The organism is Metabacillus herbersteinensis, from assembly GCF_042433335.1.
GTDB classification, from domain to species: domain Bacteria; phylum Bacillota; class Bacilli; order Bacillales; family Bacillaceae; genus Metabacillus; species Metabacillus herbersteinensis.
The window spans coordinates 15678-42192 of the sequence record NZ_JBHLVO010000002.1 but is presented as its reverse complement, the minus strand read 5'-3'; the positions used below and the strand labels follow the sequence as shown (position 1 = coordinate 42192).

General features: G+C 36.4%; 23 protein-coding genes and 1 tRNA gene. 6 read left to right on the top strand and 18 right to left on the bottom strand.

All coding sequences use genetic code 11. The features are described 5' to 3' along the window. Positions 1-77 precede the first annotated feature (77 nt). Positions 78-290, top strand: a complete 213-nt coding sequence (locus ACFFIX_RS03200) for a heavy-metal-associated domain-containing protein (RefSeq protein ID WP_378930466.1) — start codon at positions 78-80, stop codon at positions 288-290. 56 nt (positions 291-346) lie between these two features. Here ACFFIX_RS03200 and ACFFIX_RS03195 read toward each other — a convergent pair whose 3' ends face one another. Continuing rightward, a complete protein-coding gene (locus tag ACFFIX_RS03195) occupies positions 347-1006 on the bottom strand; it encodes a deoxyribonuclease IV (protein ID WP_378931144.1) in 660 nt (219 codons plus the stop codon). A 554-nt stretch (positions 1007-1560) separates the two neighbouring features. On the opposite strand from ACFFIX_RS03195, the gene selD reads away from it, so the two are divergent. After that, positions 1561-2610: a selenide, water dikinase SelD gene (gene selD / locus ACFFIX_RS03190; protein ID WP_378930464.1), complete on the top strand. Its 1050-nt coding sequence runs from the start codon at positions 1561-1563 to the stop codon at positions 2608-2610. A gap of 215 nt (positions 2611-2825) precedes the next feature. Here selD and selB read toward each other — a convergent pair whose 3' ends face one another. Then, on the bottom strand, positions 2826-4718 hold the full coding sequence (selB, locus tag ACFFIX_RS03185; RefSeq protein ID WP_378930462.1) for a selenocysteine-specific translation elongation factor: 1893 nt from the start codon (positions 4716-4718) through the stop codon (positions 2826-2828). 273 nt (positions 4719-4991) lie between these two features. Between selB and ACFFIX_RS03180 the strand changes: the two genes are divergently transcribed. Beyond that, a tRNA-Sec gene (locus ACFFIX_RS03180) sits at positions 4992-5088 on the top strand. Positions 5089-5421: 333 nt separating this feature from the next. Here ACFFIX_RS03180 and grdA (ACFFIX_RS03175) read toward each other — a convergent pair. Genes grdA (ACFFIX_RS03175) through ACFFIX_RS03145 form a run of 7 tightly spaced genes read right to left on the bottom strand, consistent with a single transcriptional unit; the run spans position 5422 to position 11787 of the window. After that, positions 5422-5889: a glycine/sarcosine/betaine reductase complex selenoprotein A gene (grdA, locus tag ACFFIX_RS03175; protein ID WP_378930460.1), complete on the bottom strand. Its 468-nt coding sequence runs from the start codon at positions 5887-5889 to the stop codon at positions 5422-5424. 31 nt (positions 5890-5920) lie between these two features. Then, positions 5921-6238 (bottom strand): thioredoxin family protein, encoded by a 318-nt coding sequence (locus tag ACFFIX_RS03170; protein ID WP_378930458.1) that lies wholly within the window; start codon positions 6236-6238, stop codon positions 5921-5923. Beyond that, the gene (gene grdC, locus ACFFIX_RS03165; protein WP_378930455.1) at positions 6238-7686 is read right to left on the bottom strand and encodes a glycine/sarcosine/betaine reductase complex component C subunit beta; all 1449 of its coding nucleotides are present in this window, start codon (positions 7684-7686) and stop codon (positions 6238-6240) included. The genes ACFFIX_RS03170 and grdC overlap by 1 nt, the downstream gene beginning before the upstream one ends. A gap of 2 nt (positions 7687-7688) precedes the next feature. Continuing rightward, entirely contained in the window at positions 7689-8648 is a 960-nt protein-coding gene (gene trxB, locus ACFFIX_RS03160; RefSeq protein WP_378930453.1) for a thioredoxin-disulfide reductase, read from the bottom strand. A gap of 14 nt (positions 8649-8662) precedes the next feature. Further along, positions 8663-9124 (bottom strand): glycine/sarcosine/betaine reductase complex selenoprotein A, encoded by a 462-nt coding sequence (gene grdA / locus ACFFIX_RS03155; protein ID WP_378930451.1) that lies wholly within the window; start codon positions 9122-9124, stop codon positions 8663-8665. A 21-nt stretch (positions 9125-9145) separates the two neighbouring features. Then, positions 9146-10462 carry a glycine/betaine/sarcosine/D-proline family reductase selenoprotein B gene (locus ACFFIX_RS03150; RefSeq protein WP_378930449.1) on the bottom strand — a complete coding sequence of 439 codons (1317 nt, stop codon included), beginning with the start codon at positions 10460-10462 and terminating at the stop codon, positions 9146-9148. Positions 10463-10479: 17 nt separating this feature from the next. Beyond that, on the bottom strand, positions 10480-11787 hold the full coding sequence (locus ACFFIX_RS03145) for a glycine/sarcosine/betaine reductase component B subunit (protein WP_378930447.1): 1308 nt from the start codon (positions 11785-11787) through the stop codon (positions 10480-10482). A gap of 577 nt (positions 11788-12364) precedes the next feature. Between ACFFIX_RS03145 and ACFFIX_RS03140 the strand changes: the two genes are divergently transcribed. Further along, positions 12365-13906 carry a glycine betaine uptake BCCT transporter gene (locus ACFFIX_RS03140; RefSeq protein ID WP_378930445.1) on the top strand — a complete coding sequence of 514 codons (1542 nt, stop codon included), beginning with the start codon at positions 12365-12367 and terminating at the stop codon, positions 13904-13906. Positions 13907-13909: 3 nt separating this feature from the next. Here the strand turns inward: ACFFIX_RS03140 and ACFFIX_RS03135 are convergent, their stop codons facing one another. From ACFFIX_RS03135 to phnD, 6 genes are all read right to left on the bottom strand, one after another. Then, the gene (locus ACFFIX_RS03135; protein ID WP_378930443.1) at positions 13910-14575 is read right to left on the bottom strand and encodes a TetR family transcriptional regulator; all 666 of its coding nucleotides are present in this window, start codon (positions 14573-14575) and stop codon (positions 13910-13912) included. A gap of 314 nt (positions 14576-14889) precedes the next feature. Beyond that, positions 14890-15801 (bottom strand): selenium metabolism-associated LysR family transcriptional regulator, encoded by a 912-nt coding sequence (locus ACFFIX_RS03130; protein WP_378930441.1) that lies wholly within the window; start codon positions 15799-15801, stop codon positions 14890-14892. A 98-nt stretch (positions 15802-15899) separates the two neighbouring features. Further along, positions 15900-17294, bottom strand: a complete 1395-nt coding sequence (gene selA, locus ACFFIX_RS03125; RefSeq protein WP_378930439.1) for an L-seryl-tRNA(Sec) selenium transferase — start codon at positions 17292-17294, stop codon at positions 15900-15902. A 180-nt stretch (positions 17295-17474) separates the two neighbouring features. Next, positions 17475-18257, bottom strand: coding sequence for a phosphonate ABC transporter ATP-binding protein (gene phnC / locus ACFFIX_RS03120; RefSeq protein ID WP_378930437.1), 783 nt, complete (start codon positions 18255-18257; stop codon positions 17475-17477). Positions 18258-18269: 12 nt separating this feature from the next. Then, positions 18270-19031: a phosphonate ABC transporter, permease protein PhnE gene (gene phnE / locus ACFFIX_RS03115; RefSeq protein ID WP_378930435.1), complete on the bottom strand. Its 762-nt coding sequence runs from the start codon at positions 19029-19031 to the stop codon at positions 18270-18272. 11 nt (positions 19032-19042) lie between these two features. Continuing rightward, positions 19043-19939: a phosphate/phosphite/phosphonate ABC transporter substrate-binding protein gene (gene phnD, locus ACFFIX_RS03110; protein ID WP_378930433.1), complete on the bottom strand. Its 897-nt coding sequence runs from the start codon at positions 19937-19939 to the stop codon at positions 19043-19045. Between the two features lie 501 nt (positions 19940-20440). Between phnD and ACFFIX_RS03105 the strand changes: the two genes are divergently transcribed. Beyond that, positions 20441-20557, top strand: coding sequence for a helix-turn-helix domain-containing protein (locus ACFFIX_RS03105; RefSeq protein ID WP_378930431.1), 117 nt, complete (start codon positions 20441-20443; stop codon positions 20555-20557). A gap of 258 nt (positions 20558-20815) precedes the next feature. On the opposite strand, the gene ACFFIX_RS03100 is transcribed toward ACFFIX_RS03105, so the two are convergent. From ACFFIX_RS03100 to ACFFIX_RS03090, 3 genes are all read right to left on the bottom strand, one after another. Then, on the bottom strand, positions 20816-21625 hold the full coding sequence (locus ACFFIX_RS03100) for an alpha/beta fold hydrolase (protein ID WP_378930429.1): 810 nt from the start codon (positions 21623-21625) through the stop codon (positions 20816-20818). 204 nt (positions 21626-21829) lie between these two features. Further along, on the bottom strand, positions 21830-23578 hold the full coding sequence (locus tag ACFFIX_RS03095) for a methyl-accepting chemotaxis protein (protein ID WP_378930427.1): 1749 nt from the start codon (positions 23576-23578) through the stop codon (positions 21830-21832). Positions 23579-23713: 135 nt separating this feature from the next. Continuing rightward, positions 23714-24634: a sensor domain-containing diguanylate cyclase gene (locus ACFFIX_RS03090; protein WP_378930425.1), complete on the bottom strand. Its 921-nt coding sequence runs from the start codon at positions 24632-24634 to the stop codon at positions 23714-23716. Positions 24635-25105: 471 nt separating this feature from the next. Between ACFFIX_RS03090 and ACFFIX_RS03085 the strand changes: the two genes are divergently transcribed. Continuing rightward, positions 25106-26476: a copper amine oxidase gene (locus ACFFIX_RS03085; protein WP_378930423.1), complete on the top strand. Its 1371-nt coding sequence runs from the start codon at positions 25106-25108 to the stop codon at positions 26474-26476. Positions 26477-26515 lie beyond the last annotated feature (39 nt).

Sequence of the window (26515 nt, the reverse complement as noted above, 5' to 3'; positions counted from 1 at the left end):
GATTTAGCTTCTAAACATATATTCCTGCATATAAGGGTATAGATATAACAGGACAAATCCGAAAAGGGGACTAAACAATGGCCACTACGACCATATTTGTAAAAGAAGCGACATCCGAGCCATCAATTCAAACGGTTGAAACAATTCTAACACAAATGAATGGAATTGAACGAGCTTTAGTCGATGTAAACGATGGTGAAATCAAGATTGAATATAATGACCGCGACATTGCTCATGAACAGATTGTTGATCGACTGGAGCAGCACGGATTACATATTATTCAACCATAAGCATACAAAAGCAGTAGAAATCGCGAATAAGATTTCTACTGCTTTTGTATGCCCTGCTACCTCCCCCATTTTTCATACAACATTCCAATCTCCTCACCGTGGGAAACTCCCTTATCAGATGGAGTCTCCAAGATAAACGGAATATCCATTAAAATTGGAGTCGAGACGAGTTCCTCAATTTGAGCTTCTTTTATATAGCCCGCCTTAAAAATATTTGCATGTCGATCCTTCCCCTCACCTGATGGATACTTTGAGTTGTTAAGATGGATCGCTTTTACCTCTTGAAAATACCCTAAACTTGTTCCGTTGGCTAGCAAATCCCGCCAATTCCCACCTGTCCAGAGCCCGCTTGCAAACGCATGACAGGTGTCGAGACAGAAGCCTATTTTCTCAGATTGATCACTCAAATTACGAATTTGAACAAGCTCCTCTAGGGTTGTTCCGATGCTGCCTTGTTTACTCGCTAGATTTTCAAGGAGGATCTTACATTCACCCTCCCACTCCAATAGAACCGTGTTCAACATTTCAATCATCAACTGATAACTTTCAAGTGGATCATTTCCGCTAACGTCACTCCCGAAATGTACAACGACACCGACTGAGCCACAAGCATCTGCGATCTCTAAATCATTTTGCAACGATTGAATCGTAAGTTCTTTTTTTGCGCTTGAAGGAGTTAAGCTCGTTGGATATGGTGTGTGAGCAACAGAAACGATTTGATGTGTTTAACAAAATTCTTTACACAGTTCTGCATCCAATTGATCGTAGTCTTTAACCGATAAACTTCGTGGGTTTTTAGGGAAATACTGATAAGCCTGAGCATTCAAGGAAGCTGCATGTTTTGCTGCGACTTTGCTCGCTAGAGTATAGGCTTCCTCTGTATTTCCCCCTCTTAAGCCGTTAGTAAAGGGATATAAAAAATAGTGAACGTTTATCGATTATTTTGCCCCTTCTAAAACGTATTATAAATATTAAATCTATTTGGCAGGCTTTTACATGATTAATTGGGGGGATATGTGTGAAAGAAAACATAAAATCATACGATATAACGATCATAGGGGACGGTCCTGTAGTTCTTTTAACAGCGTTCTATGGGTGTGGAATGCATATACTTTAAACGCTTTTATTTATCTTGTAGTTTAGATACAATTTTATAAAAAGTACTAAGGAATGTGAAATTTGACATACAGAGGTAGTATACAGAATCCCCAAATGTTTTTCTTTAATAACTTTATGTAACTGTTTATACTGTAGTTAGGAGGTGACGTCGATGAAGAGCCAAGAAAAAATTCGTTTAACATCCTTTTCAACAAAAGGAGGTTGAGGGTGCAAAATCGGTCCTGAAGACCTAGCGCAGGTACTGCGTTATTTACCAGATAAAAAGCACGATTCAAATTTGTTAGTCGGCGTCAATACATCGGATGATGCAGGAGTTTACAGGTTAACGGATGATCTTGCGATTATTCAAACAGTTGATTTCTTCACACCGATTGTTGATGACCCATATATGTTTGGCCAAATCGCTGCAGCGAATTCGTTAAGTGATGTTTATGCGATGGGTGGTATACCTAAAACAGTTTTAAATATTGTCGGTTTTCCAATTAAAAAGTTGGATCCATCTATCTTAGCTGAAATTTTAAAGGGTGCTTCGGATAAAGTTGATGAGGCAGATGCAGTTACCATTGGTGGACATTCGATTGACGACCAAGAGCCGAAATTCGGACTGTCTGTTACCGGAATCGTTCATCCAGACAAAATTTTTCGTAACATAGGAGCTCTACCAGGTGATTCGCTAGTCTTGACGAAACCAATCGGAGTAGGAATTTTGACATCATCGATAAAACGGGGAGCCCTGTCTGAGAGTGAATGCCAACAAGTATCCAAATTGATGGCACAACTTAATAAAGTAGCAGCCGAAAGTCTATTTGAATACAATGTCCATGCTGTCACCGATATAACCGAGTTCGGACTTCTAGGACATGCCTTTGAGATGGCAAGCGGTAGCAATGTCCACTTTACAATTGATTTCAACTCTATTCCTCTTCTTGACAGAACAATTGAATTAGCAGAAAAAGGGATTATCCCTGGCGGATCTAAAGCGAATCATAAGTGGACGAAACCACATATTAATTATCAAGGTATCACCGATGTCGAAGAATTAATTTTATGCGATGCCGTAACATCGGGTGGACTTCTTGTTTCATTGCCCAAAAAAGAAGCAGCCCAATATGTATCGAAAATGAAGGCGATGGGAGAATTTGCAACGATTATTGGTGAAGTATCAGAAGCTAAGGTAAAAACAATCTCCGTTTTAAAATAAATAACAGAACAAAAGTGTAGTGCCTTGATAAGCCTTGGGTAAACAAGACGAGACTCACAGAGAACTTTTTACCTTACAGGGAGGATTGGCTTGTGACCTCAAGTGGGCTTGGCGCTTGAGGTAGATGTCGAATAGCTTAGCCACAGTTCTAGAATTTTATAATTTCCTAAGCAATAAAAAGAGCACCTTTCTCAATGAAACGAGAAAGGCGTTTTTTAAATAGCAGTCCACTTTCGTTTTTGATCGTTACGAATTGTCACTTTTTTTCTATCAAGCAATTCCAGAATTAGAACCAGATATTTACGACTAACATTCAAAACACTTTTCGCTTCTTGAAGCGTAAATGAATCGGGGTACTCATCTTTTAAAACATGAGTTGTATGATGTAAGACTTTATGGTGGATTAAATGCTTCTCATCCAACTTGTCAACAATCTGTTCATTTTTTAAATAGTTAATGAATTCTTTAGCAATTTTATCTGGTATTTCTGCTTGAACCGTTAGTTCCTCAATTGGTTTTGGCTCTAATCCTTGTTCCTCAAGCTTGTCAATTACACCATTCATTCTCTTCTCCCATTGTTTCGGTAATGCTGGTTGAAAAGTATTTAAGTAGATATTGGGACCATTTAAACAAATATCATTATTAATTTTTAATTGGTCAAAGACAGCGTTCACCAATTTTTCAGGATAAGATTTCTTATAGGTTTGGATCAATTCTGCTTTAGGGATTCCATGTCGTAATGGATTTTGAATATGATATTGTTCCAAATGTAGTAAAACATCATCATCAAGTTGTTTGACAACGGTATAAGCAAAAATTTGTCCAGAAAGCTTAATAATTTGACCTGCCGCTACTCCTTCTTCTAACAATTGATTTAATTCTTGTTTGGTTAATCCGAGCTGTTTTATCATGTTTTCATAAGATAACAATTTATGTTCTTCAAGAAGGGAAATTAACTGATCAAGAAGGGAACCTTTCTCCATTTGTTTCAACATATTAATTGTTTTTGAACCAAAATGGTACTTTCCTCCGTTTACGTTGATAACTTTTCCACCAGCAAATGTTTCAGTTGGTGAAGGACGGCGTAAGATAAAGCGATCTCCTTTTTTTGCAACAATAGGTTCATCAAGTCTGATTTGACAGTAAACTTCTTCTTCAGCAACTGCTTCTAATGTATTGCGATCAAAGAAAACAATTTTCCCCATAACCTCTGAAGTTCCAATATGTAATTTCACTAGTGTCCGCTGTTTTAATGGAAGCTCCATTAATCTCGTTGTTCGGATGATCACATCTATACACTCGGAAATAGCATAATGCCCAGAGTCGACAATGACATGCCCACGTTGCAATTTACCCCGATCTATACCGGAAATATTGATAGCAACCCGTTGTCCGGGAAAAGCTTTTGTAACTGTTTTGTTTTGCGACTGCAACTGACGCACTTTTCCTTTATATCCATCAGGTAAAATCGTAATCGATTGACCAGCTGTTATCGTACCATCATGTAATGTTCCACGTAAAATCGTTCCATGACCTTGGAGAGTAAAAACTTGATCAACAGGTAAACGCAAGGCTCCCTTATCGTCTCTTTTTTGAAGTTGGTCTAAATTTCCGATAATCTTCTCATTCAAAGTAGAGATACCACGCTTAGAAACTCCGTCCACATAAACAATTTCCGCCGTTTTGAAGTCAGTATCATTGACATAATCTCGTATTTCCTCACTGGCTAGTTCCAGCTGTTCATCATCAACTAAATCCGCTTTCGTTACCACAATAATCGCTTGTTTAATACCTAGTAGAGATAATATTTCAAAATGCTCTTTCGTCTGCGGCATCAAACCTTCATCTGCAGCAACAACTACAAGCACTAAATCAATACCGGTCACACCTGCTATCATTTGTCTGATAAATTTTTCGTGTCCTGGTACATCGATAATAGAGACATGATAATTCTCTTTAATTTGAAATGGGGCATACCCAAGCTCAATTGAAATGTTACGTTCTTTCTCTTCTTTTAGACGATCTGTATCGACATTCGTTAATGCTTTTGTTAACGTTGTTTTGCCGTGGTCGATATGTCCTGCGATTCCAATCGTATAATATCCCATCGGTCTACCCCCGATCACGTTATTAGGTACATAGTCTATCTTAATAGTGATATATATTGAAAGACACTGTACAAAGATAGTAGCTTTAGTAAAAAATTGCATTTTTAAAAGTTTTCGTTTCTTTCTATCTTCATATAATTAATTGGGTTTATACCCTTTATCATAAGTATATCAAAGAGATTAAGTTGGTTGTATTATATAAATTTTTATTTTTCATAAAAATCAAAATATATGTGTTGTAAAATAAGAAAGTTTTATGTAAAATTGGGTTATGGGGTTGGCTGAGGTGCTGGTGCCCTTCCCGGTCTTCAAAACCGAGTGGGACGTCCGTGAGGCGTTCGGTGGGTTCGATTCCCATCCTCTCCCGCCATTTATACCAGGAATTACGATGGTTTGAGGTTAATTTTAAACCTTTACTCTGACTTATTAGATTTCACCAGTTATTGCTCAGTTTTCAGTAAGACTATTTTAACTACGATAAAAAGTTGTTTAAAACTTATCAAAAATACTATTCGATTTAAGCATCCTTAATACTAGTTAAGGGTGCTTTTAGTATGGTAGTGTTTATTTCCAACTGCTATGATATTTAAATTTAACTCATAATATAGAAACGCCGATTTTCTGGGAATATGAAATCGGCGTTTCCTTATATAATTTTTAATTTACTAGAGTACAATTTATTCACTCAAATATTATTACTCTATTATACGTTTAAAAATTTCTCTCTGGCTTGCTTAATCGCATTACAAATGCTTTCTTTATCTAAGGAAAGTTCCATCAAGCCTATTTGATCTTGGTAAACACCCTCAGGAATTTCCCCTTTGATTTCATCCTCTAGAATGTGGTAAACAGGAAGCTTTAACGCAACACCAGCTAACGGACCAGCATAGGTCGGGTCACCCACTGTTACTGTTTCTGCAAAAATATCAGCACTATCTTCATCCGGTGAACCGAGAATAACAATGACATTTTCATTTCCATACTTATCAGCAGCTTTCTTTAATTCTCCTTGGACCACCTGGTCCATCGCACCTGCAGCCGTTCAAACGAAGCATTGAGTATCTTTGTAAATGACTTCTGCACCAATTGCATTCATGCATTCTTCAATTGCTGGAGCTGGTACACCATCTCTTTCTCCAAGAACAAATACTTTTTTGTTTTTTAAATCCATCTCAATCATCCTTTCTTTATGAAATTAATAACTAAATAGATTCCTTGATAAGATTTTCAATATCCTCTTTTGTCAATTCCCCACCAGAAATTCTTTTTACCTCTTGACCATCTTTAAACAATAAGAAAGACGGTAATCCCATAACTCGGTGATTAATGCAAACTCTTCGATTTTCTGCACTATTGAGTTTAACAATTTTAACTTTATCGCCATATGTTTCTTCCAATGCTTCTACATCTGGCATTAATTGAAGACATGGTTGGCAACTTGGGCCCCAAAAATCTACTACTACTGGCTGTTCTGCTTGAAGTACCTCTGCTTCAAAATTATCTTTACCTACTACGATCATTATAAACCACTCCCATCATTTTTTTCGATAACAAATGACATTCCATCGGAAAGGTTTGTCATTTTCCCTAAAAATAAGCTTCCTTTTCCTACAAACATTGCATTATCTATTTCACCGTTCATAATCATGTCTCTCGCATGACCTAAAAATGGAATTGCCGATGCAATATGCCCCTGAGTAGGAGAAAAACCTAACATCCCATGTTTATCTTCAAAAGAGTCCATCTCAGAACGATCCATTTCTTTTCTTAATACAGCCATAGCTGCAAGAGTTCGGTAGTTTCCTTTTGGTACATTACCGTTACCATTTGGTTCTGTAACATCTGGATTGTGCAATTCCACAGCAAATTTATCAATATCTAAAATCTTTTTACCAATTCTTTCGAGTGGTTTAACGACTAAAGATTGATAGATTGCTTGAGCAGATGACCCAGCGGAAATCTCGTGCTTTCCAAATGCATCTGTACGAATTTTAGGGCTTTTACCATCATCTTTTCCAATAAGGATAGCAATTGCACCCATTTGGTCTTCCGTAATTGGCATATCCTTAGAAAGGTTTCCAGCAAATTTCATCCCTAATTTTGCTAAGCATCCTCCCCCGATAACTAACACTTCTTCGTAAATACCGGATTGGACAAAAGCTGCAGCAACACTTACAGCATGAGCCGGTGCACAACAAAATGATTTTATGTCAGATCCAGATGCATTAATACAACCTGCATGTTCGGCTATAGACTTCGCCATATTACCGCCACCACGTTGATAACGATCTCCAACAGCTTCTTCGTCACAACCGACGACATAATCAATTTGCTCAGGTTTGACATCAAATGAGTTGAGAGCATGTCGCATAGCAACAATTCCTGATGCTTTATTCGCTAAATTCTCTAACAGAATGTGTGCCGACAGAAATTTATCTTCATTATGGCCTGCTACGAAAACTCCTATCAATTGATCTTTATTAATATAGAGGGGAAGAGCAGAGCCATCAGCTAGCTTTTCCTCGATTTGCTCAAATGTAACGCCATTCTCCAGAGCCTTTAGATCCTCTGGTTTAACAAGAGGATGCTTTTCTAAGTTAGTTCTTATATTGTTTAAAAAGCTTTCTTCTAAAGAAACTAGATTATACAAGTCAGAGATTTTAAGCCATCCATAGAATTCATCTTCAGGGAGAATCTCACCCCATGGGCTAAACCTGTCTGCATTTTCAATTTTTGCATTTGTCCAAGGTCTTTCGTATTCCTTTAATAATTCAGGTCTCATATTACCAATAAAAACCTGATTCGGTGGATAAGCAACAGCATCTTCATAACTTCTTAAATGACTTAAAATATCTCCAAGTACATCTTTATTTTTTTCAATTTCCCGAACTGGTTTAGACCCATGTCGGACTAAACTTGGCGTATGAGTTATAACAAAAGAAGCTCCTTTAATAACTGGTGTTACCATATTTAACGCACCTCTAATTCTTTCTCTTTTAGTTCTTCTTCTAGATATTCTACATAATGTTGTGCTGATAATGCAGCTACACTACCGTCACCTGTTGCTGTGATCACTTGACGCAACATTTTTTCATTAACATCACCCGCCGAAAATACACCTTTTGCTGATGTTTTCATATCTTCATTTACAACGACATACCCATTTTCATTTGTAATTCCTAAACCTTTAACACAATCTGTAAGAGGGTCCATACCTACATAAATAAACACACCGCTACAAGGGAATTCTCTAGTTTCTCCAGTATTTACATCCTTGATTAACACGCCAGAAACTAGGCCATCACCTAGAACTTCTTCTACTGTATGATTCCAAATAAAGTCGATTTTTTTATTTTCAAATGCACGTTTTTGAATAATTTTTTGTGCACGCAATTTATCACGTCGGTGAATAATTGTCACTTTTGTTGCAAAACGAGTTAGAAACAGTGCTTCTTCAACAGCCGAATCTCCACCACCAACAACAACTAACTCTTGATCAACGAAAAATGCTCCATCACAGACTGCACAGTATGATACTCCAAAACCGGACAACTCTTTTTCCCCAGGGACACCAAGATAACGATGCTCTGCCCCAGTTGCGACAATAATTGACTTTGCTTTAAATTCTTTATTATCAACGATAACTGTTTTCAGTGGATAGTCGTCTTTAATCTCTTTAATATCACCACGGACGAATTCTGCTCCAAATTTTAGGGAATGATCATACATTTTTTTCGATAAAGCTGGACCTATGATCGATTCAAAACCAGGGTAGTTTTCAATGTCCTCTGTTTTGGTCATTTGTCCACCAGGTAGACCTTTTTCAATCATTAGAGTATCCATTTTTGCTCGAGAAGTATAAACCGCTGCTGTCATACCAGCTGGACCAGCCCCAGCAATAATGACGTCATAAACTTTTTCGGTACTCATACTCTTCCCCTCCTTTATAGGAACTTTTCTCTTGCTTGTTTAATCGCATTGCAAATACTATCTTTATCTAGAGAAATTTCCATTAATCCAATTTGATCTTGATAAACATCTTCAGGAATTTCACCTTTAATTTCATCCTCAAGGATGTGGTAAACTGGAAGGCCTAACGCCACACCTGCTAACGGACCTGCATAAGTTGGGTCCCCAACGGTTACCGTTTCTGCGAAAATATCAGCACTATCCTCATCCGGTGAACCGAGAATAACGATGACACTCTCTTTACCATACTTTTCTGCAGCTTTCTTTAATTCTTCTTGGACCACCTGGTCCATCGCACCTGCAGCCGTTCAAACAAAGCACTGGGTATCTTTATAGATAACTTCTGCTCCAATAGCGTTCATACATTCCTCAATTGCTGGAGCTGGAACGCCATCTCTTTCCCCAAGTACAAATACCTTTTTGTCTTTTAACATCATATACCCCTCCAAAAGTTAAATTTATATTTTCACTTCAAAAATAGTCGCTTCTTCAATTTCACAAGATAATGAGTCTAGAGCAACTTCTACACGGTGTTTACGTAATCTCCATTGGTCTTCTTTCGAAGTATTTGGATCTCCTAATGGGTACGGTATTGAAATCGTAGGTACAACTCGGTTTGCTCCTACCGTATACGCAATGGATACAAGGTTAGCCATTTGTACAATGGTAATACCTGCACGTTCAATTTCTTTTGTCATCGTTGCACCGCAACGAGTACAAGTACCTCAGGTCGAGGTAAGGACAACAGCGGAAACATTAGCATCTCTTAACTGCTGAGCAATTTCTGCACCCATGCGGCTAGCTTCTGCTTGGGTTGTACCTGTCCCAACAGTAGAATAAACATACTCATGTACTCTTCCAATTCGTCCTTCTTTTTCAAAATATCTCAAAGCATCTAACGGTACGATAACATTTGGGTCAGCATTAGCAGCAGAAGGGTCGAATCCAGCATGAATCGTTTCCCATTCTCCCGCTTTCAATGAATCAAGATCCGAAATATCATATTTACCCCACTTTGTTGCCGAAGCTGACTGAATACGGTCAGGATTGCCAACAGGAACAATACCCCCTGAATTGACAAGTGCAACTGTTGCTTGGCTTAAGTCTTCAACATGAGAAGCAATCGCTACTCTATCAATCACTGGCATCGGCATTTCCGTTGTGTATTCTTCGCCGTTCAATTTTTTTAGTAACATGGTCACGGCTCGATCAGCTCCACTAATGGCTGGCTCTTTAAATGTTTCTAAGCGGATGCCGCGCGGTAAATATCCTTCATCTTCAGCTGATGAAATAGAATCACTTTTAAGGATTTTTTTCGCGAACTCCGCCATTTTCGGTACATCTTTCCGCATTGCAACTGCACCATTTCCACCTGGAAAGATATAAATCTCTTTTCGATACATTTCAACCCCTGGGTTTTCAACATACATACTTGAGATTACGGGAACATTAAATCGATCCTTAACTGCTTTACAAATTTCACCGCAGGCAACCCCATACCGTCCTGCCATGAAAGCTGGTCCGGCTATAAAAACATCAAACTCTTTATCTGCTAAATAGTCTAAAATTCTTGTAACCGCTTCCTCTTTTCGTGAACCAAAAAAGTTATCGCCACAAATAACTGTATGAGTTACTTCCGCAACAGGAGCCAATAAATTATTTAATAATAAACCTGGTCCAACAATACCTTCACGAATTACTGGTTCAAAATCAGCTTTATCTTCGCCACCAATTTGCCCGAAAAATTGATTAATATAGTGTATCGCCTTTTTCATGGTTTCCCCCCCTTTATTTAATACTCAACTACTGTTTTATAATGATTGCCTGTGCTTGAATCCGCACAAAACATTCCGTTATTTTCCATTTTAATAGAGCCATCTTCTAGTACAGATCCTTCCCATCCACCTGAATTCCCATCTCTTGCTAACGACTCAAGCTCTCCAATGACGATCTCCATCGGTGGTAGCTGAATAAATTGTGATACATTTCCAGTGGATACGATTGCATTCGCTTTGTCAGATAAATCAACAAGGGGTTGAGATTTCCCGTCACGACCGGTACATTCATTTGTAATTCCTACGACTTTAATACCTGCGTCTTCCAATTCGTTAATCACAAGAATAAAATCAGAATCTGGATTACCGTATCCTTCCTCAGAAACAATAGCTCCTTCAGCACCTAGAGAAGTTGCTAACTGACGTACAAAATACGCTGACCTTTGTTTTTCTTCTAATTGAACATTTAAGTTAGACATGATTACACCAATAAAATTAATCGCTTTACCGTGTTCTTCCATTAACCGTTTAAGGGTTGCATTATTAACATGCTGGTAAGTTGAAATTTTAGAAGAAGATGGCATAAAACTTCCTGAGACAATTGCTCCATCTAGCAGTTCATTTGGATTCATTAAAGTTGGTACCATTCGGTTAGAATCCCATCCATATACAAGGGCATTGTAACCGTTTTCAAGCATTTGAGACTGAAGTTGTAATACATATACAACTCTTGGAAGCTTGTTAACTTCCTCACTTCGTTTATCTAATGGAAGATGTTCGCAAACTTCAAGCTCTTCTGGTTCTAAATCCTTAACACAATTTCCTAAATATTCAGCCAATCGCATCGCTGCCCACCGTAATGCTTTATTTTTTTTCTGTTGTTGCTTTTTTTCAAATTCTTCACTAGTATCAGCAACTAAGCAAATATTCAATAACTCAGAAAACATCGTTTGATTTGCTCCAGGACCGCTCATATCAATTAAACCGTCTTGGAATCCTCCCCAGTGTTTACCTACTGCTAACACACAGCTGCCTTTTAGAACATGTGTACGTCCCTGGCCTGCTTGCATCAATTTATTTGTTACCCCTGGAAACATTACTCCCCCAGAAACTTTGCACCTAGGTTCAACTGCGTCTTTTACTGGAGTAATACGGATAGGATCACCTTTTTTTGCAAGAAAAAGGTCTGCAGATGTAATGTTTTCGTCTTCAAACACAGTGTTCAAAGCTTCTTCTTTGTTTATTGTTAATACTCCATTTGCAAAGAAGGTCTTTTCTCCAAATACAATATCTCGTACATGAAAATAACCTAATTCCAACTTCAAACTAATAACCTCCTTTAATCATGATTATAAAGTAATTCTGTTTAAATTATATTAGCTAGTTTTCAGAATGTAAACAACTTTCAGTTTTTTTAATAAATAAATAATAAAAACTTTTGAAAAAACAACGGTCGGTCCTTTATTTAGTTGTCTTCTCTACACTGTTCACTTGAGATTTTGGGAGGTTTGCTTTTTCAACAGATCAAATGGAATGTGGTTAAATGATTACCACACCTCATTTTTTTATTGCCCGTTTATATTCTCAAGTATATGAAATTGTGCATAATCCGGCCAATGCCTTAAGTGTTTAACATCTATTTTCTTTTCGAGAAAAGTCTTAGTGATTCATACAGCATCGTCCAGGAAATCTTTTTACAAAGACTAGTACTAAAAGTTGTCTAGTAACTCTTCATTAATTGTAAAATACTATCCCAGTAAAAGGGGTTTGAATATTCTGAATTGTATTATAATCTTGATTATGATACAATCCAGGTTAAATGAGTTAGGTCATTCTGAAATCGCTTACAATCTTACGAAAGTGAGGATAATGGATTAAAAAAAACGAAAAGGGGTTATTTATATGAATTTAAGTAAAAACATTGTGTTCCTTGCTTCATTGTTAATTTCGGTGATTTTCGTATTATTTGGGGTATTTTTTAATGATCTTCTGGCAGATCTAACAACATGGTTTTTAGAATCTACGACTGAATCTTTTGGTTGGTTCTATCTAACTGCTACTCTAACTTTTTTATTTTTTACAATTTACTTATTGTTTTCAAGGTTTGGAAACTTAAGGCTTGGGAAGGATACAGACCGGCCTGCATATAGTACAAAGTCTTGGTTTTCCATGCTATTTAGCGCGGGAATGGGAATTGGATTGGTGTTTTGGGGAGTTGCTGAGCCAATGGTCCATTACCTATCTCCCCCCTTTGGCGAAGGAAGTACAGATGACGCAGCAAATACAGCAATGACATATACTTTTTTCCATTGGGGGCTACATCCTTGGGCAATCTATACGGTTATCGGATTAAGTCTCGCTTTTTTTCAATATCGAAGAAACCTTCCGGGCCAAATAAGTTCAGTTTTCTATCCAATTATAGGTGACCGGATTTACGGACCAATTGGAAAAACGATCGATGTACTAGCTATTATAGCCACCGTTTTTGGTATTGCCACTTCATTAGGATTAGGTGCATTGCAAATTACGACCGGTGTAAGCCATCTTTTCGATGTACCTAATACGATTAATAACCAAATCATTATTATATGTTTTTTAACAGCTTTATTTACTGGATCTGCTTTTATTGGGATCAACCGCGGAATGAAAATTTTATCTAATATTAATATTTTGTTGGCTATATTTATAATGACTGTAATAATTATCTTTGGTCCAACAGCTCAGATTTTCAAAGTTTTTACCAATACAATGGGAAGCTATTTTGATCAACTTTTATATATGAGCTTAAGAATAAAACCTTTTGGAGATAATTCTTGGATTTCAAGTTGGACATTGTTTTATTGGGCATGGTGGATTGCATGGGGTCCATTTGTTGGAAGCTTTATCGCCAAAGTTTCCAAGGGAAGAACTATTAAAGAGTTTATTTTGGGGGTATTAATTGTTCCAACGTTAGGAACTTTTGTATGGTTTGCTACTTTCGGTGGGTCAGCTCTTCATTTTGTTCATAATTTGGGAAATAGAGCTTTAGCAGACGCAGTGAATAATGATGTAACATTAGCTTTGTTCGTCTTTTTCGAAAATCTCCCTATGAGTTTCCCTTTAAGTATTATCGCTCTAACTTTAATCGTGACCTTCTTTGTTACATCTGCAGATTCAGGCACATTAGTATTAGCGATCTTTAGTTCGGAAGGTAACCTGAATCCTTCTCGATTAAAAAAGGTGACTTGGGGGATTCTTCTAGCTTTAATCTCTGTTGTATTACTGTTAAGCGGTAGTTTAAATACATTACAATCTGCATCAATTGCTGCAGCTTTTCCGTTTACGATTATTATGACCATTATGTGTTATGCACTGTTTAAGGGTCTAAAAGAAGAAAAAGCCGCAATAAAAATGCAGTCAAATCTACCAAAAGATGACATGCCTGAACAACAGGAAGTCAGCTAATAGTTATGAATCCTCTAGAACAATTGTATGACGAATGTGCTTCATGGTCTTTTCTGTAGCTTCTTGAACGGTGTTCATAGATCTATGATTAATAAACATCGTAAGAATTCCTTGCCATATTAAATAATGTGCCTCAGCAATTTGATCAGCATTTGATTCCTTAATGTAACCTTCTTTTATACATTGTTCTAGAGCGATTCGAGTTCTTCTTGACAAATTAGTTTCTAACATCATGTTTCTTAAATCTTCTGGCACTTCTAATAAGTCAGTTGGGTAAAATTCATAATACTTTGATAGTTTTTTAGGGTGAACACCTAAATCGGAAGAGAACACAGCATAATAGATTTGTGGTGATGCAAAAGAGTGATCACAGAAACATTCCCAAATTAAAAAATATCTCTCTAAAGGGTTTTTGGCTTTTGATATATAATGTGGTAAATCATCTGTATATTTTTTTACAAATCTCATAGAAGCAAAGAAAATTAAATGGGACAAGTCTTCGAAGTAATTATATAAAGTTGCACTGTTATAGCCTGCTAAATCGGCAATTTTTCTGATTGTAACTTTATCAATTCCTTCTTCTTCAATAATTTTAGCTGTTGACTCGATGAAATATGACATCACACGAATCGCTTGAATTTCTTTATTTTGCGTCTGTTGTTTTTTCACTAGTAAACACCCTCAAACTCAATAAATTAATCATGATTATTTTTTAATTATTCATGATTTTTTTTTTAGTATACCATAAGCAGACAACATTTACTAAATACAGATTCAATAAAAATGTAAAAACCTTCCATATCACATTTATGGGAATTAAGCTCTTTACTTAAAGTAATATCAGTCTTCGATTGACTGCATCCCACGGTTAATAGAGAAAAAATAATTGATAGTACAAATAAAACTTTACGTCTCTGAGTTTTTTATGATCTTCATTCATTTATAAACTACTATTGTAAAGATGTACTTAAAGGTGTTAAAAATTAATTTGTACCATCTTTTTTCAGTGAGATTTTTGAAGAGAGGTTTGAAGAGAACTCTTTAATGATTGGATTATTTAAATTTTTAACTAATGTTGATAAATAGAAGGCTCGTTGGACGTATTCAAATTCCTCTATAATTTGAATACGTCCAGCTTTATTAGCAGGAATTGCCGCTAATTTAGATACACAACTAATTCCCATTCCTTCTTCCACATAAGCAATTAATGCCTCTGGACTTCCAACATGAACAACTGAACGAAGATCAGAGATTTTAATTCCATATTGAGTTAAATATTCTTCCATCACTTTTCGAGTTCCAGATCCCTCTTCCCTTAACACAAAATTATATTCTCGAAGAGTATGAACATCTAAACGATTTGAATTCGTTAAAGGGTGTTCGTTTGGTGTAATAAGTACAAGGGAGTCAGACGCTACCTCAGTTGAAATAATTTTATTTGAGTTGGGCTTCACTCCAATTATTACCACATCAACTTGGTCGTTTAATAGTTTCTCAAGAATTTTTTCAGAATCACTAATTTCTATAGAAACATTGACTTTAGGGTATAGGCGATGGAATTCACTGATCCACTGTGGGAAAAGATATGTTCCAGGAATCGTACTTGCACCAATTCTCAAATTTCCCGTTAATGTTTCATGATATACTTGAACTTCATTCTCCAACTCTTTCCATTGTTTTAAGATATTCTTTGCTTTTTGATAAACAAAATGTCCGGCAGGAGTTGGCCGAATGATAGATGATTTTCTATCCAACAGAGTAATGTTGAAATCGTCTTCTAAACTTTTGATTTGTAGGCTGATTGCAGGCTGTGAACACCCAAGTTGTGCCGCCACTTCAGAAAAGCTCTTTTTCTCAATCAACAATGCAAACGCTTCAAGCTTTCTTAAATTCACTTGATTACCTCGTTTATTATAGATTTTGTATTTTCGTATCTATTAAACTGCTAGGAATCTTTCTTAAACATTTTATTACAATACTATAAGTTTCTTACCTATTGATCAGTGATTAAGAAACTATTTATAATGGCTGGTATTTCTTTTTCAGTCACTGTGCGAAAATCAAGAATAACCTTTTCATTCTTAACTCTAGTTATAATTGCCGGATTACCTAAACGTAGACGATCAAAAAGATGTTGTGCACTTAACTTAGGATGACTTGCAGCAACGGCAAGGGTTTGAAGTTCAACACCAGGCATCGTTCCACCACCAATTTGTGAAGTTTCTTCATTAATAGTAAACGTATAATTATTTGTGTATTGGCTAACACCTTCAATAAAACAATCTATTCGGTTTCTAATCTCAGATAATGGGAGCAAAATATCGCGAATCGTTGGAATTTGTTCTGCCTTCCCTTGAATGTAACTTTTGACTGTCGCTTCCAAGGCAGCCAACGTCATTTTATCAACGCGTAAGACCCGGGCCATCTGATGCTTTTTTAACTTTTCAATCAATTCTTTTTTTCCAATAATAATCCCGGCTTGAGGTCCACCTAATAATTTATCCCCGCTAAACGAAACAATATCTACTCCTGTTTTTAACACCCTAGACACAACCGGTTCACTTCCGATGGGGAAATCATAAAGTGCTCCGCTTCCTAAATCCTCATAGACTATCAATTGATTATGTTGATTTGCAAGCTCCACTAATTCTGCTGTACCTACAGTGTGAGTAAATCCGATCGTTTTAAAATTGCTGGTATGGACTTTCATAAGAATTGAAGTTTCTTCATTTATTGACTGTTCATAGTCATATAGGTGTGTTTTGTTTGTTGTACCAACTTCTTTTAATATTGCCCCACTTTCTTCCATAATAGATGAAATTCTAAATGAGCCGCCAATTTCAACAAGCTCACCCCGGGACACAATTACTTCTTTTTCTTTAGCAAGAGCACATAAAATCAAATACACTGCTGCAGCATTATTATTAACAACCATTGCTGCTTCTGCACCAGTAAGATCTATGAGGGTTGACTCGATAATTGTATGTCGGGATCCACGCTTTCCCATTTCAAGATCATATTCGAGATTTGAATAATTACGTGCTGTATGAACCACATGTTTAATGGCTTCATCACTTAATCTTGCCCGTCCTAGATTCGTATGTAGTATCGTTCCAGTTGCATTAATTACCTCTTTAAGAGTGTAATCAAAAAAAGAATGACTATGTTGTTTTAATTTAGTAAAAATATAGTTTAAAAAATCCTCTTTCAATTTCATGTCTACTGAACATTCCCCATCAATAATCGCCTTGCGTATGTAGTTAAGTTCTTTCTGGGTCCATTCAATTAGCTTTTGAGATGGGATGCATGTTACTTTTTCTAATGCATGAAATCTTTCATCCTTTTGTATTAAATGTATTGCTGGTAACTCTCTAAGAAGTTTTTTCATCAACATTATCCTCCCAAACCAATTTCGATAGGAGGAAAAATCCCCCTTTTTATAAAAAATTCCGTAAAATTTTTTATATTACCATATATAGTATTCTTATCCTCCGAACACTTAGTTTTCCTTCTTTATTTTGCACATTTCTTACTTAAAAGTTTTTGATAATCAGTATACAAGTCTTAGTTACATCGACATCACTAGAGGATGTTGTTCAAAAAACGCAGGTTCATTTGTTTCATAAACAAGATGATACATCTCCTCATTAAATGTCTCAGGATAACCGTTAAAAATGACTTTTCCTTCTTTTAAAGCAATAATTCTTGTGGCATATTTTTTTGCCAAAGTAACGTCATGAACATTGATTATTGTTAATAATTTATGTTTATTATGAATGGTTTTAATTAATTGCATAATTTTGTGAGCTGTCCCGGGGTCAAGACTAGCTACTGGTTCATCACCTAAAAATACTTTTGGCTGCTGTAATAACGCCCTCGCAATTCCTACTCGTTGTTTTTGTCCGCCGCTTAACTCTTCAACACGGCGAAACATGTGCTCAGAAAGTTCAACTTCTTCAATCACTTTATGTGCTCTCTCTCTTTCTTCTTGAGAAAAAATCCCTAATAAGTTTTTAATTGGTTTACGTTTACCAAACATCCCTGTTAATACATTTTGCAAGATATTCATGCGTGGGATTAAGTTGAAATGTTGGAAAATCATCCCCATTTCACACCTAACCTTACGTAGCTCATTTTCTTTGAGGTCGTTAATCCTTAATCCTTGCCAATTAATTGAGCCTGAAGTAGAAGTCTGTAATCCATTAATACATCTAATAAGTGTTGATTTTCCGGCACCACTTTTACCTAGAACACAAACAAATTCTTCATTTTCAAATGTCAAGTTAACATTTGAAAGCGCTTTTTCCTTTGCTTGTGGGTACCGGACGTTCAAATCTTTGATTACTAACATAACATCTCCCCCTTAAATAACTCTTTTACGAATAAGTCCACCAAAAAAATCAACTAGTATTACTAAAAGCATAATTATTACGATATCCAATGAAACAGACTGGTATTGAAACGTTTGAAAGTGATTAAATAGCTGCTGACCTATACCACCAGCTCCAATAAAACCTAATATTAATGATGTACGGATGGCGACTTCAAAACGGTAAAAGTAATGAGATAGAATATTCGGCCAAATTTGGGGTAAAATCGCAAATTGTGATGCTACCCATCTTGTTGCTCCCACTGCTTTCATTGCATCTTGCGGACCTTGATCAGCCGACTCGATTAACTCTGAGATTAATTTTCCAAGAACGCCAATATTGTGCAAAATAATTGACAAAACGGCTGGGAAGGGGCCTAGGCCAATGGCAACCACGAAAATTAAGCCAAATACAATCTCCGGTATGGATCTTAATCCACTTAATAAGGACCTATTTATCCCGAAAAACAATCGAGAACGACTAGTATTTCGGGCAGACAGAAAACTAGCAGGCAACGCAATTACCAGTGCGAAAAATGTACCTATAAACGCCATTCCTAATGTTACGATACTCTCTTTTAAAAGCTGAGGAAATATAACCCAGTTTATAGGGAAAAACTGTTCATTAAGAAAGTCAATAATATTTGTAAACGCTTTAAATTTTTCAACTTGAAACTCAGTAATGACCATGCTAGTCATGACAAGGATTGCTAGTAGAATTCCTAGTAATAGATGATACCGCTTAAACCATACCATAGCTAACGCTCCTATTCGTCCAAATCATCATCCATTCGTCCGTCACTAATTGCGGCTTTACGTATTGACTCGTAATCTTTATTACTAGTTTTAGTAAATCCACTTGCTCCGAAAGCATTTAAAATATCTTTATCAGTAATACTTAAAAACGCTTTTTGTAACTCTTTAATTGTTTCTTCATCAGTTTCAGCGTTTACTGCCCAAGGGTATTGAAACAATTTATCAGATTTCCAAATAATTTTAAATTGCTCTTTAGCAATTTTTCCTGACTTTACTAATGAATTGAAAATAGCGCTATCAATAGCACCGGCATCGACAGTTTTATTTAGAACCGATTGTGCGGTTATATCATGCGATCCTGTATACCTGACAGACTTAAATTCATGATCATCTTCTGTTACAAATACACCTCGTTTTTTCAATTCGATACCTGGAATTAAGGATCCAGAAGTTGAAGACAAGCTACCAAAAGCAAAGTTTAAATCTTGCTTAGCGTCTAATAATTCATCCAAAGTATTCCATTTTGAATCAGCATGGACAATAATATAAGAATAGTAGTAAGGTTCATTATCAACTAATTGTGTAACAATTGCTTTTGCACTGCTTCGTTCGTGTGCAATGACATAGGTTAAAGGACCAAAGTATGCCATATCTATATGGTTATAATTTAATGCTTCAACAACGCCGTTATAGGATGGAAAATGTTCGATCTCTACTTTTCTATTTAATTTCTCCCTTAGATCTTCAGTTAATTTATTTATGGCTGTTTGCATCTCCCCTTCTGATTGTGATGGAATTAATCCTATAGTAAAGACATCCCTTTCTTCTATTTTCTCTGTCTCTGCAACTTTACTGCATCCGACTATTAGAATACAGAATACGATAATTACCAGTAAACACTTTCTCATTATGTAAACACCCCTTTGTATTAAAAAAAGTAATTCTTCTTATAATAATTATTTATACCAATATTATCATTAAATAATCATGATTACAATTATTTTTCTGATTTTTCAAAATACATTTATTAACCCTTTTAATAGGTAAAACAAAAATCCTTCAAGGAATTCGTTTTTTGTGTTTTTTATCGTTTATGCACGATTTAATATATCAAATAAATCAATGTTTTCGGCTTCTTAAGAATCCTCTCACCTGCATAAAAAAAGCTGTTTTATACAAATAAAAAAGGCAATTTCCTCTATGCCCTGTTCCTGATATCGGCCACACCTATGCCAGATACTATGACGGCACCATGCCATCCAGCCGATTATCCTATGACAGAAAGCGCTTTTATTACTGAAGATTAGTAGAAAACAAGTTTCGATTATTACAATCGGGCATGGAAATTCAGCAAGAAAATTTATGGACTCCTTAGCAATCAAAAATTTAAAACCGGGAAGAATTATTAAATGACTGAAAAATCTATATTGATTCAAGCACTTACAGAGGCAGACGGCAACAGAACAAAAGCAGCTGAAAAACTGGGCATTAGCCGGTCTACCCTTTATTACAATCTAAAAAAATAATCACATCAAAGAAGATTCACAATTTAAGACGAAGGATTAATGAAATCTTTGATTACTACAAAGGAGAGTTTGTTGATATTGAAATCATATAAAGTGGATTTTCCTTGTATTTAATATTCGATGTAATCCTCCTTCAACAATTCAAATTAAGCAGCTTGACACTACTTACTTCTGTTAAGCCTTTGAATTTCCTTCTTAAAGAACAGCAAAAGGATGAATTACTGCTATATGAAGTAATTCATCCTTTAAAACAAAGCCTCAAGTTATAAACTGAACCAACTCAGAATTAAACTTTTCTAGCTCACAATAAAACAAGCCATGCCCACTATAATGAAACGGGATTAGCTCTGATCCTTTTATTCCTGCATGCATCGCTTCCGCTAATTCAAAAGGACATACTTTATCTTGAACGCCATGGAAGATCGCTGTTGGTACGTTTATTTTTGATAGATCTCCTCTTAAGTCTTCGTCTCGAAGGGCTATTGCACTCATTGCTGTTCCATGTCCAGATGCCTCTAAGCCCAATCCATGGAACCAATTCTTAAAACTCTCTGTAACACACCTGGCGAAAAAGATATCTCCAAAATCCGATAACATTTTTGGACGATCACGATAGGTTTCTTTTATTAGCTTATTCACATCTTCTTTCGCCATTCCGTATGGAAAATCAGGACGTTTTGTAAACACAGGTGCAGCAGCTCCAAATAGTGCTAATTTTGATACTTGATGTCCTAAGTGTCTTGCCATGTAGCGGATTGCAATTGCCCCACCCATCGAAAAGCCAACAAGGATAAAATTCTTTAGTTGAAGAGCATCAACGACAGCCCGGATATCATCAGCAAATCGATTATACGTATACCCTTCCCAAGGTTGATCTGATTTCCCAAAGCCTCGTAAATCAACTCCAATGCACCGGTATCCCTTTTTGGGAAGCTGATTGTACTGATATTCAAACATCTTATGATTTACAGGCCAACCATGAATAAATAAAATTGGCTGACCATCCTTAGGACCTAAATCTTCCACATAAAGATTTACTGTTTGTTCGACTCGAATGTAGAACCCCATAGACGTTTCCTCCCAACATTTATTCTCATCGTTTGAGTAGTTGTATCTAGAGTAAGGGTATGAGAACTCTGGTAATATTAGAATTTATCTAGGCTTGCAACTATTCTTTAAGTTATATGAACTCAAAAATCCTGCCATTTAAGACAGGATTTTTGAATTTACATATTTTTAAAATTTAAAACTTACCTTCTTTACCGTTTCAGCTCAAACTCTAAAATTCCCATTCATTTCATTCAATTCTTTTGACATCTCATGCAGTTCTTCTACTTGATTTTGAATGAGATGGGATGATGCATTCATTTGTTGAGAAGATGCTGTAACTTGTTCAATTGCTGCTGCGTTTTCTTCTGAAACAGCAGCAATGTCCGTTAACGCACTCTTCATCTGTTCTTGTTTCGTTAACACGGTTTGCAATTGTTTATGCATAGATGTAACGAGACCATTCATAGAAGAGATTTCAAATGAAATATCTTTAAAGGAATCTCCCGTTTTGTTTAAATTTTCTTTGCCTTCTACAACGTTGGTTAACCCTTTTTGAAGAAAATCAGCCATTTCGCTTGAATTGTTTTTCACATTGCTAACAATCGTGTTGATATTTTTCACAGATTTGGATACTTCTTCGGCTAACTTACGCACTTCATCTGCTACAACTGCAAATCCCTTACCAGCTTCTCCAGCTCGTGCTGCTTCAATTGCTGCGTTGAGTGCAAGTAAATTCGTTTGGTCTGCTATACTGCTAATGAATGAGACGAGTGTTGTTACTTCATTTGTTTGGGATTCCAAATCACGAACTTTTGTGACGGACTTTTCGACCATCTGATATATGTCTTCCATCTTATCTATAGAGGAATTCATCAGTTTAGTACCTGTTTCCGTTCTAGTTAAAATTGTTGTAGAAGAGTTTAGCACTTCTTGACCTTGATTCGCTGTAAGTGAGATGCTTTGAGAAAACTCATTCATTTCCTCAGAAATATCCGTTGTTGAATTTGCTTGTAATTCAATTGCATTTGCCATTTCTTCCATTGTCGTTGCAATCTGATTTGACGCTTCATTTACTTCGTTTGACGTTTGATTTAATCTACTACTTTGAGTATTGACACTCAAGGAATGCGTTTGAATATTTTTTATGATGCTTTCAAGTGTAGTAGTCATACTTAAAATAGAGGCACCCAGTATTCCTATCTCATTTTTTGAATAACGATCAATCTTCGACATTTGTTGCTTTGCCTTTTCAATATCGCCACTCGCTATTAATTTTGTTACCTCAGTAAGGGCAGCTAATGGGTTTAATTTTTTACTTAAATAGAAATAGACGCTGAGTAAAATCAAAACCAGAACGACTAATGATCCAACAAGAAAAATCGGCATAGAGCTTGTTAGGACGTCATTTGAAATCGTATTGACGACTTCTGCTTCCATATCCACTCCCAAAATGCCCACTAAGTTCTCGTTAGAATCGTTTATTGGAGCAAAAGCTGACATATAATCCCCATATTCAGGATCACGAACAATTTCTGTGCTTGCAGTGTTCCCATTTAGAACGGGTGTGATATCTTTATATGTTGTTGCAGTCGTAGGTTCGCCAATGTCCACCGTATCTTCAAGTGATGCCATCCCATCAACCATGATCCCTAGTTTTTGATCATCAGTCACCTGCAGGGTATAAACATACATCGCACCAATTTTTTCTCTATACTCATTTAATTCTGTTCTTAACTTCTCATATGTATCGTCTTTTGCTGGATTTTTCAAGAATTCAGCATACAAATCTGCATCAACACTGTTTCCGATTCTTTCAGCATGGTGGACGCTAGTTTGTGCGAACGTTTCATTAATTGACAGCTTTGAATTGAAAAACATAAACATGCTAGATAACATAAAAAAGCTTGTAATCAGAATAAATAACAATAACGTCAATGAACCTTTTAACGATTTTTTCTTACTAGATTTCACGATACCATCCCCTATGTCCCTATGATCTTTTACCTATTATATCGGCACTAGTTGGTAGATGTTTAATTTCGAATAATCTTGAAAACAGAGAAAAAATAAAAAGTGGCCCACTTCACAAATAAAGTGGCACCACTCCTATAACGAAATACAATTTCCACCCTTCTTTTTCGATTCATACATTAGGCGATCTGCATGCTTCATTAATTCTTTTATGGTAGTGATCGTCGTGTCAACCATCCCGATCGAAACACTGCTATCCACTTTATTCATGTTTGTGATTTGCTTGCTTTTTAATCTAATTTTTTCAGCGAAGATCATGCTTTCATCAACTGATTTCCCGTAAAATAATACACCAAATTCATCGCCACCAAATCGGAAACCATAGGCGTATTCAGGAATGGATTCTTTGATCACCTTTCCTATTTCTACAATGACTGCATCTCCCTGTTCATGCCCGAACTGATCATTAATCGCTTTAAATGAATCAACATCTAGCATTAAAAACGTTTGGATCATTTTTTCACCACTAAGTCTGGTTAATAAATGTTTCCAAAAAACGCGGTTGTAGAGTCCTGTCAATGCATCCTTTACAGATGAAAGTTCTAAGTCAATACAATAAGATAAAAACGAAGCTAGCTTCTCTAATACCGAAATGGTATGACCATTAAATTGTGCTACCTGCTCATTTGTAGAACAAAGAGAACCAAACACAACCCCATTTTTCAAGACAATCGGAACTCCGGCATATGAACGAATATTCGCCGCCTCTGTGATCGTTAAATTTTTGGTTCTTTCATCTAACATGCTGTCTGATAAAAGAAGATGCTGCTTATTCTTATATAGAATATGACAATATGATTCTTCAATAGGAAGAAACAAGCCCTCCTTAAACTGCTCATCCGGACGATTTAGAATTTTTAACACTTGAAAGTTTTTATGATTCATATAACTTATAAACAAAGTATGTTTACCAATTAAGTCATTGGCCATGTCCAAAATATCTTGAACTACCTTTGAAAATGTAAGTGTTTCTAGAACATGATCCTCTCCGAACATCATCATTTCCCCTTAACTGAACTTATCCTGTTATTATTAGCTTGTATTTGATTATACTAGTTTTAAAATAAAACGCATCTAAATTGATGTAAAGTGAAAATCGTCTAATTCAAAATATCTTTCATTATCGTTCCCATTTCTTAATGTGTTTACAGCAACTAACCACAAATTTTTAGCATTTAAAAAGCAATGTCACTAAAAAGCAACACTGCCATGATCTAAGTCTATTCCATATCTATCGCTACATTATCTCTTGCGAAGTCTAGATTCGTCCATGTGATAAACAATTTAACTAAACACCACCGCATTCTTTCATTATATATGTCATTTTTCTTGGCTCATCAAATCCTCCTTGTATTCAGTGCACTCATTTCAAATTTAGACTTTTATTAAAAAAAATATTTTTTTGTGATCCATTTATTATTTCTCTCCGTTAGCTTATTAGAAACAAACAAAAAGGAGAGTTAAACAATGAATATCAAAAAATCGTTAGTCGCAATTCCACTTAGTTTTTCACTATTAATTCCAGCAGCGGGTGTTGTAAACGCCCACGGACATGAAGGTGGCGGTTCTCACAGCATGGGTGAGGTTTCGATGGAGGTTTCAAATCCAGCAGTTGATTTAAGAGCGACACTTGATGCGATTTTATCTGAGCATGCATACTTAGCGGTTGTTGCCATGCAAAAAGGCATTGACGGCAAGGAAGACTTTGAAGCAGCTGCTGCACAATTAGGCGAAAACACAGATGATTTATCTGCTGCTGTTGCTTCCGTATACGGTGAAGAAGCAGGCGCACAATTTAAAGACATCTGGAGCAGCCATATCGGTTACTTCGTTGACTACGTAACAGCAACGGCTGAAAAAGATGAAGAAGGAAGAAAAAGTGCACTAGCTGAGCTTGATAAATACCGTGTTGAGCAAGCAGCATTCCTTGACACTGCAACTGATGGTCGTTTAAAAGCAAAAGATCTTGAAGATGGATTAAAAGTCCATGTTGACCAATTGATCTGGGCATTCGATAATTATGTAGCAGGTGACTATGACAAGGCCTACGAAAGCGTCAGAGAATCAATGCACCATATGTTTGGAACAGGAAAAGGACTATCATGGGCAATCACGGATCAATTCCCTGAGAAATTTGACAGTAAATCTGTTGATACACCTGCAGCTGACCTAAGAGCTGACTTAAACAGCGTATTCTCTGAGCATGCAGCGCTTGCAGCACTTGCGATGCAAAAAGGGATTGACGGTACGGATGACTTTGAAGCTTCTGCCGCTGCATTAGGTGGTAATACAGAAGATCTTACAGCTACAATTGAATCAGTATACGGGGCGGAAGGTGCGAAACAGTTTAATGAGATTTGGAGCAGCCACATCGGTTACTTCGTTGATTATGTAACAGCAACGGCTGAAGAAGACGAAGAAGGAAAGAAACAAGCACTCGCTGAACTTGATGAGTATCGTGTAGAACAGGCGGCGTTCCTAGAAACAGCCACAGAAGGCCGTTTAAAAGCAGCTGATTTAGAAGAAGGTCTTAAAGTTCATATTGATCAACTACTAATGGCATTTGATAGCTATGCAGAAGGCGACTATGAAACAGCGTATAACAGCATTCATGAAGCATATAACCATATGTTTGGCTTCGGACAAATGATGGCTGGTGCAGTAGTAGATCAGTTCCCAGAAAACTTTGCTGGTGAAAAACCATCTGATATGCCAAAAACAGGTATGGGTGGAATGAGTAACAGCACTGACTACACAATCCTATGGAGCGTGTTTGGATTTATCTTAGTGAGTGCGGCTGGTGCATTATTCATCCGTAGAAAAGCTTCAAATAACTAAAAAAGAATTGTGGGGAATTAGAGGAGGAATGGCTAAGAG

Excerpts from the sequence above, each read along its gene's own strand:
- ACFFIX_RS03200 (WP_378930466.1), top strand. The coding sequence starts at position 78 with ATGGCCACTACGACCATATTTGTAAAAGAAGCGACATCCGAGCCATCA.
- selB (WP_378930462.1), bottom strand. The coding sequence starts at position 4,718 with ATGGGATATTATACGATTGGAATCGCAGGACATATCGACCACGGCAAA.
- ACFFIX_RS03170 (WP_378930458.1), bottom strand. The coding sequence starts at position 6,238 with ATGATCGTAGTAGGTAAAGATAATTTTGAAGCAGAGGTACTTCAAGCA.
- grdC (WP_378930455.1), bottom strand. The coding sequence starts at position 7,686 with ATGGTAACACCAGTTATTAAAGGAGCTTCTTTTGTTATAACTCATACG.
- trxB (WP_378930453.1), bottom strand. The coding sequence starts at position 8,648 with ATGAGTACCGAAAAAGTTTATGACGTCATTATTGCTGGGGCTGGTCCA.
- ACFFIX_RS03140 (WP_378930445.1), top strand. The coding sequence starts at position 12,365 with ATGAATTTAAGTAAAAACATTGTGTTCCTTGCTTCATTGTTAATTTCG.
- selA (WP_378930439.1), bottom strand. The coding sequence starts at position 17,294 with ATGAAAAAACTTCTTAGAGAGTTACCAGCAATACATTTAATACAAAAG.
- phnC (WP_378930437.1), bottom strand. The coding sequence starts at position 18,257 with ATGTTAGTAATCAAAGATTTGAACGTCCGGTACCCACAAGCAAAGGAA.
- phnE (WP_378930435.1), bottom strand. The coding sequence starts at position 19,031 with ATGGTATGGTTTAAGCGGTATCATCTATTACTAGGAATTCTACTAGCA.
- phnD (WP_378930433.1), bottom strand. The coding sequence starts at position 19,939 with ATGAGAAAGTGTTTACTGGTAATTATCGTATTCTGTATTCTAATAGTC.
- ACFFIX_RS03105 (WP_378930431.1), top strand. The coding sequence starts at position 20,441 with ATGACTGAAAAATCTATATTGATTCAAGCACTTACAGAGGCAGACGGC.
- ACFFIX_RS03100 (WP_378930429.1), bottom strand. The coding sequence starts at position 21,625 with ATGGGGTTCTACATTCGAGTCGAACAAACAGTAAATCTTTATGTGGAA.
- ACFFIX_RS03090 (WP_378930425.1), bottom strand. The coding sequence starts at position 24,634 with ATGTTCGGAGAGGATCATGTTCTAGAAACACTTACATTTTCAAAGGTA.
- ACFFIX_RS03085 (WP_378930423.1), top strand. The coding sequence starts at position 25,106 with ATGAATATCAAAAAATCGTTAGTCGCAATTCCACTTAGTTTTTCACTA.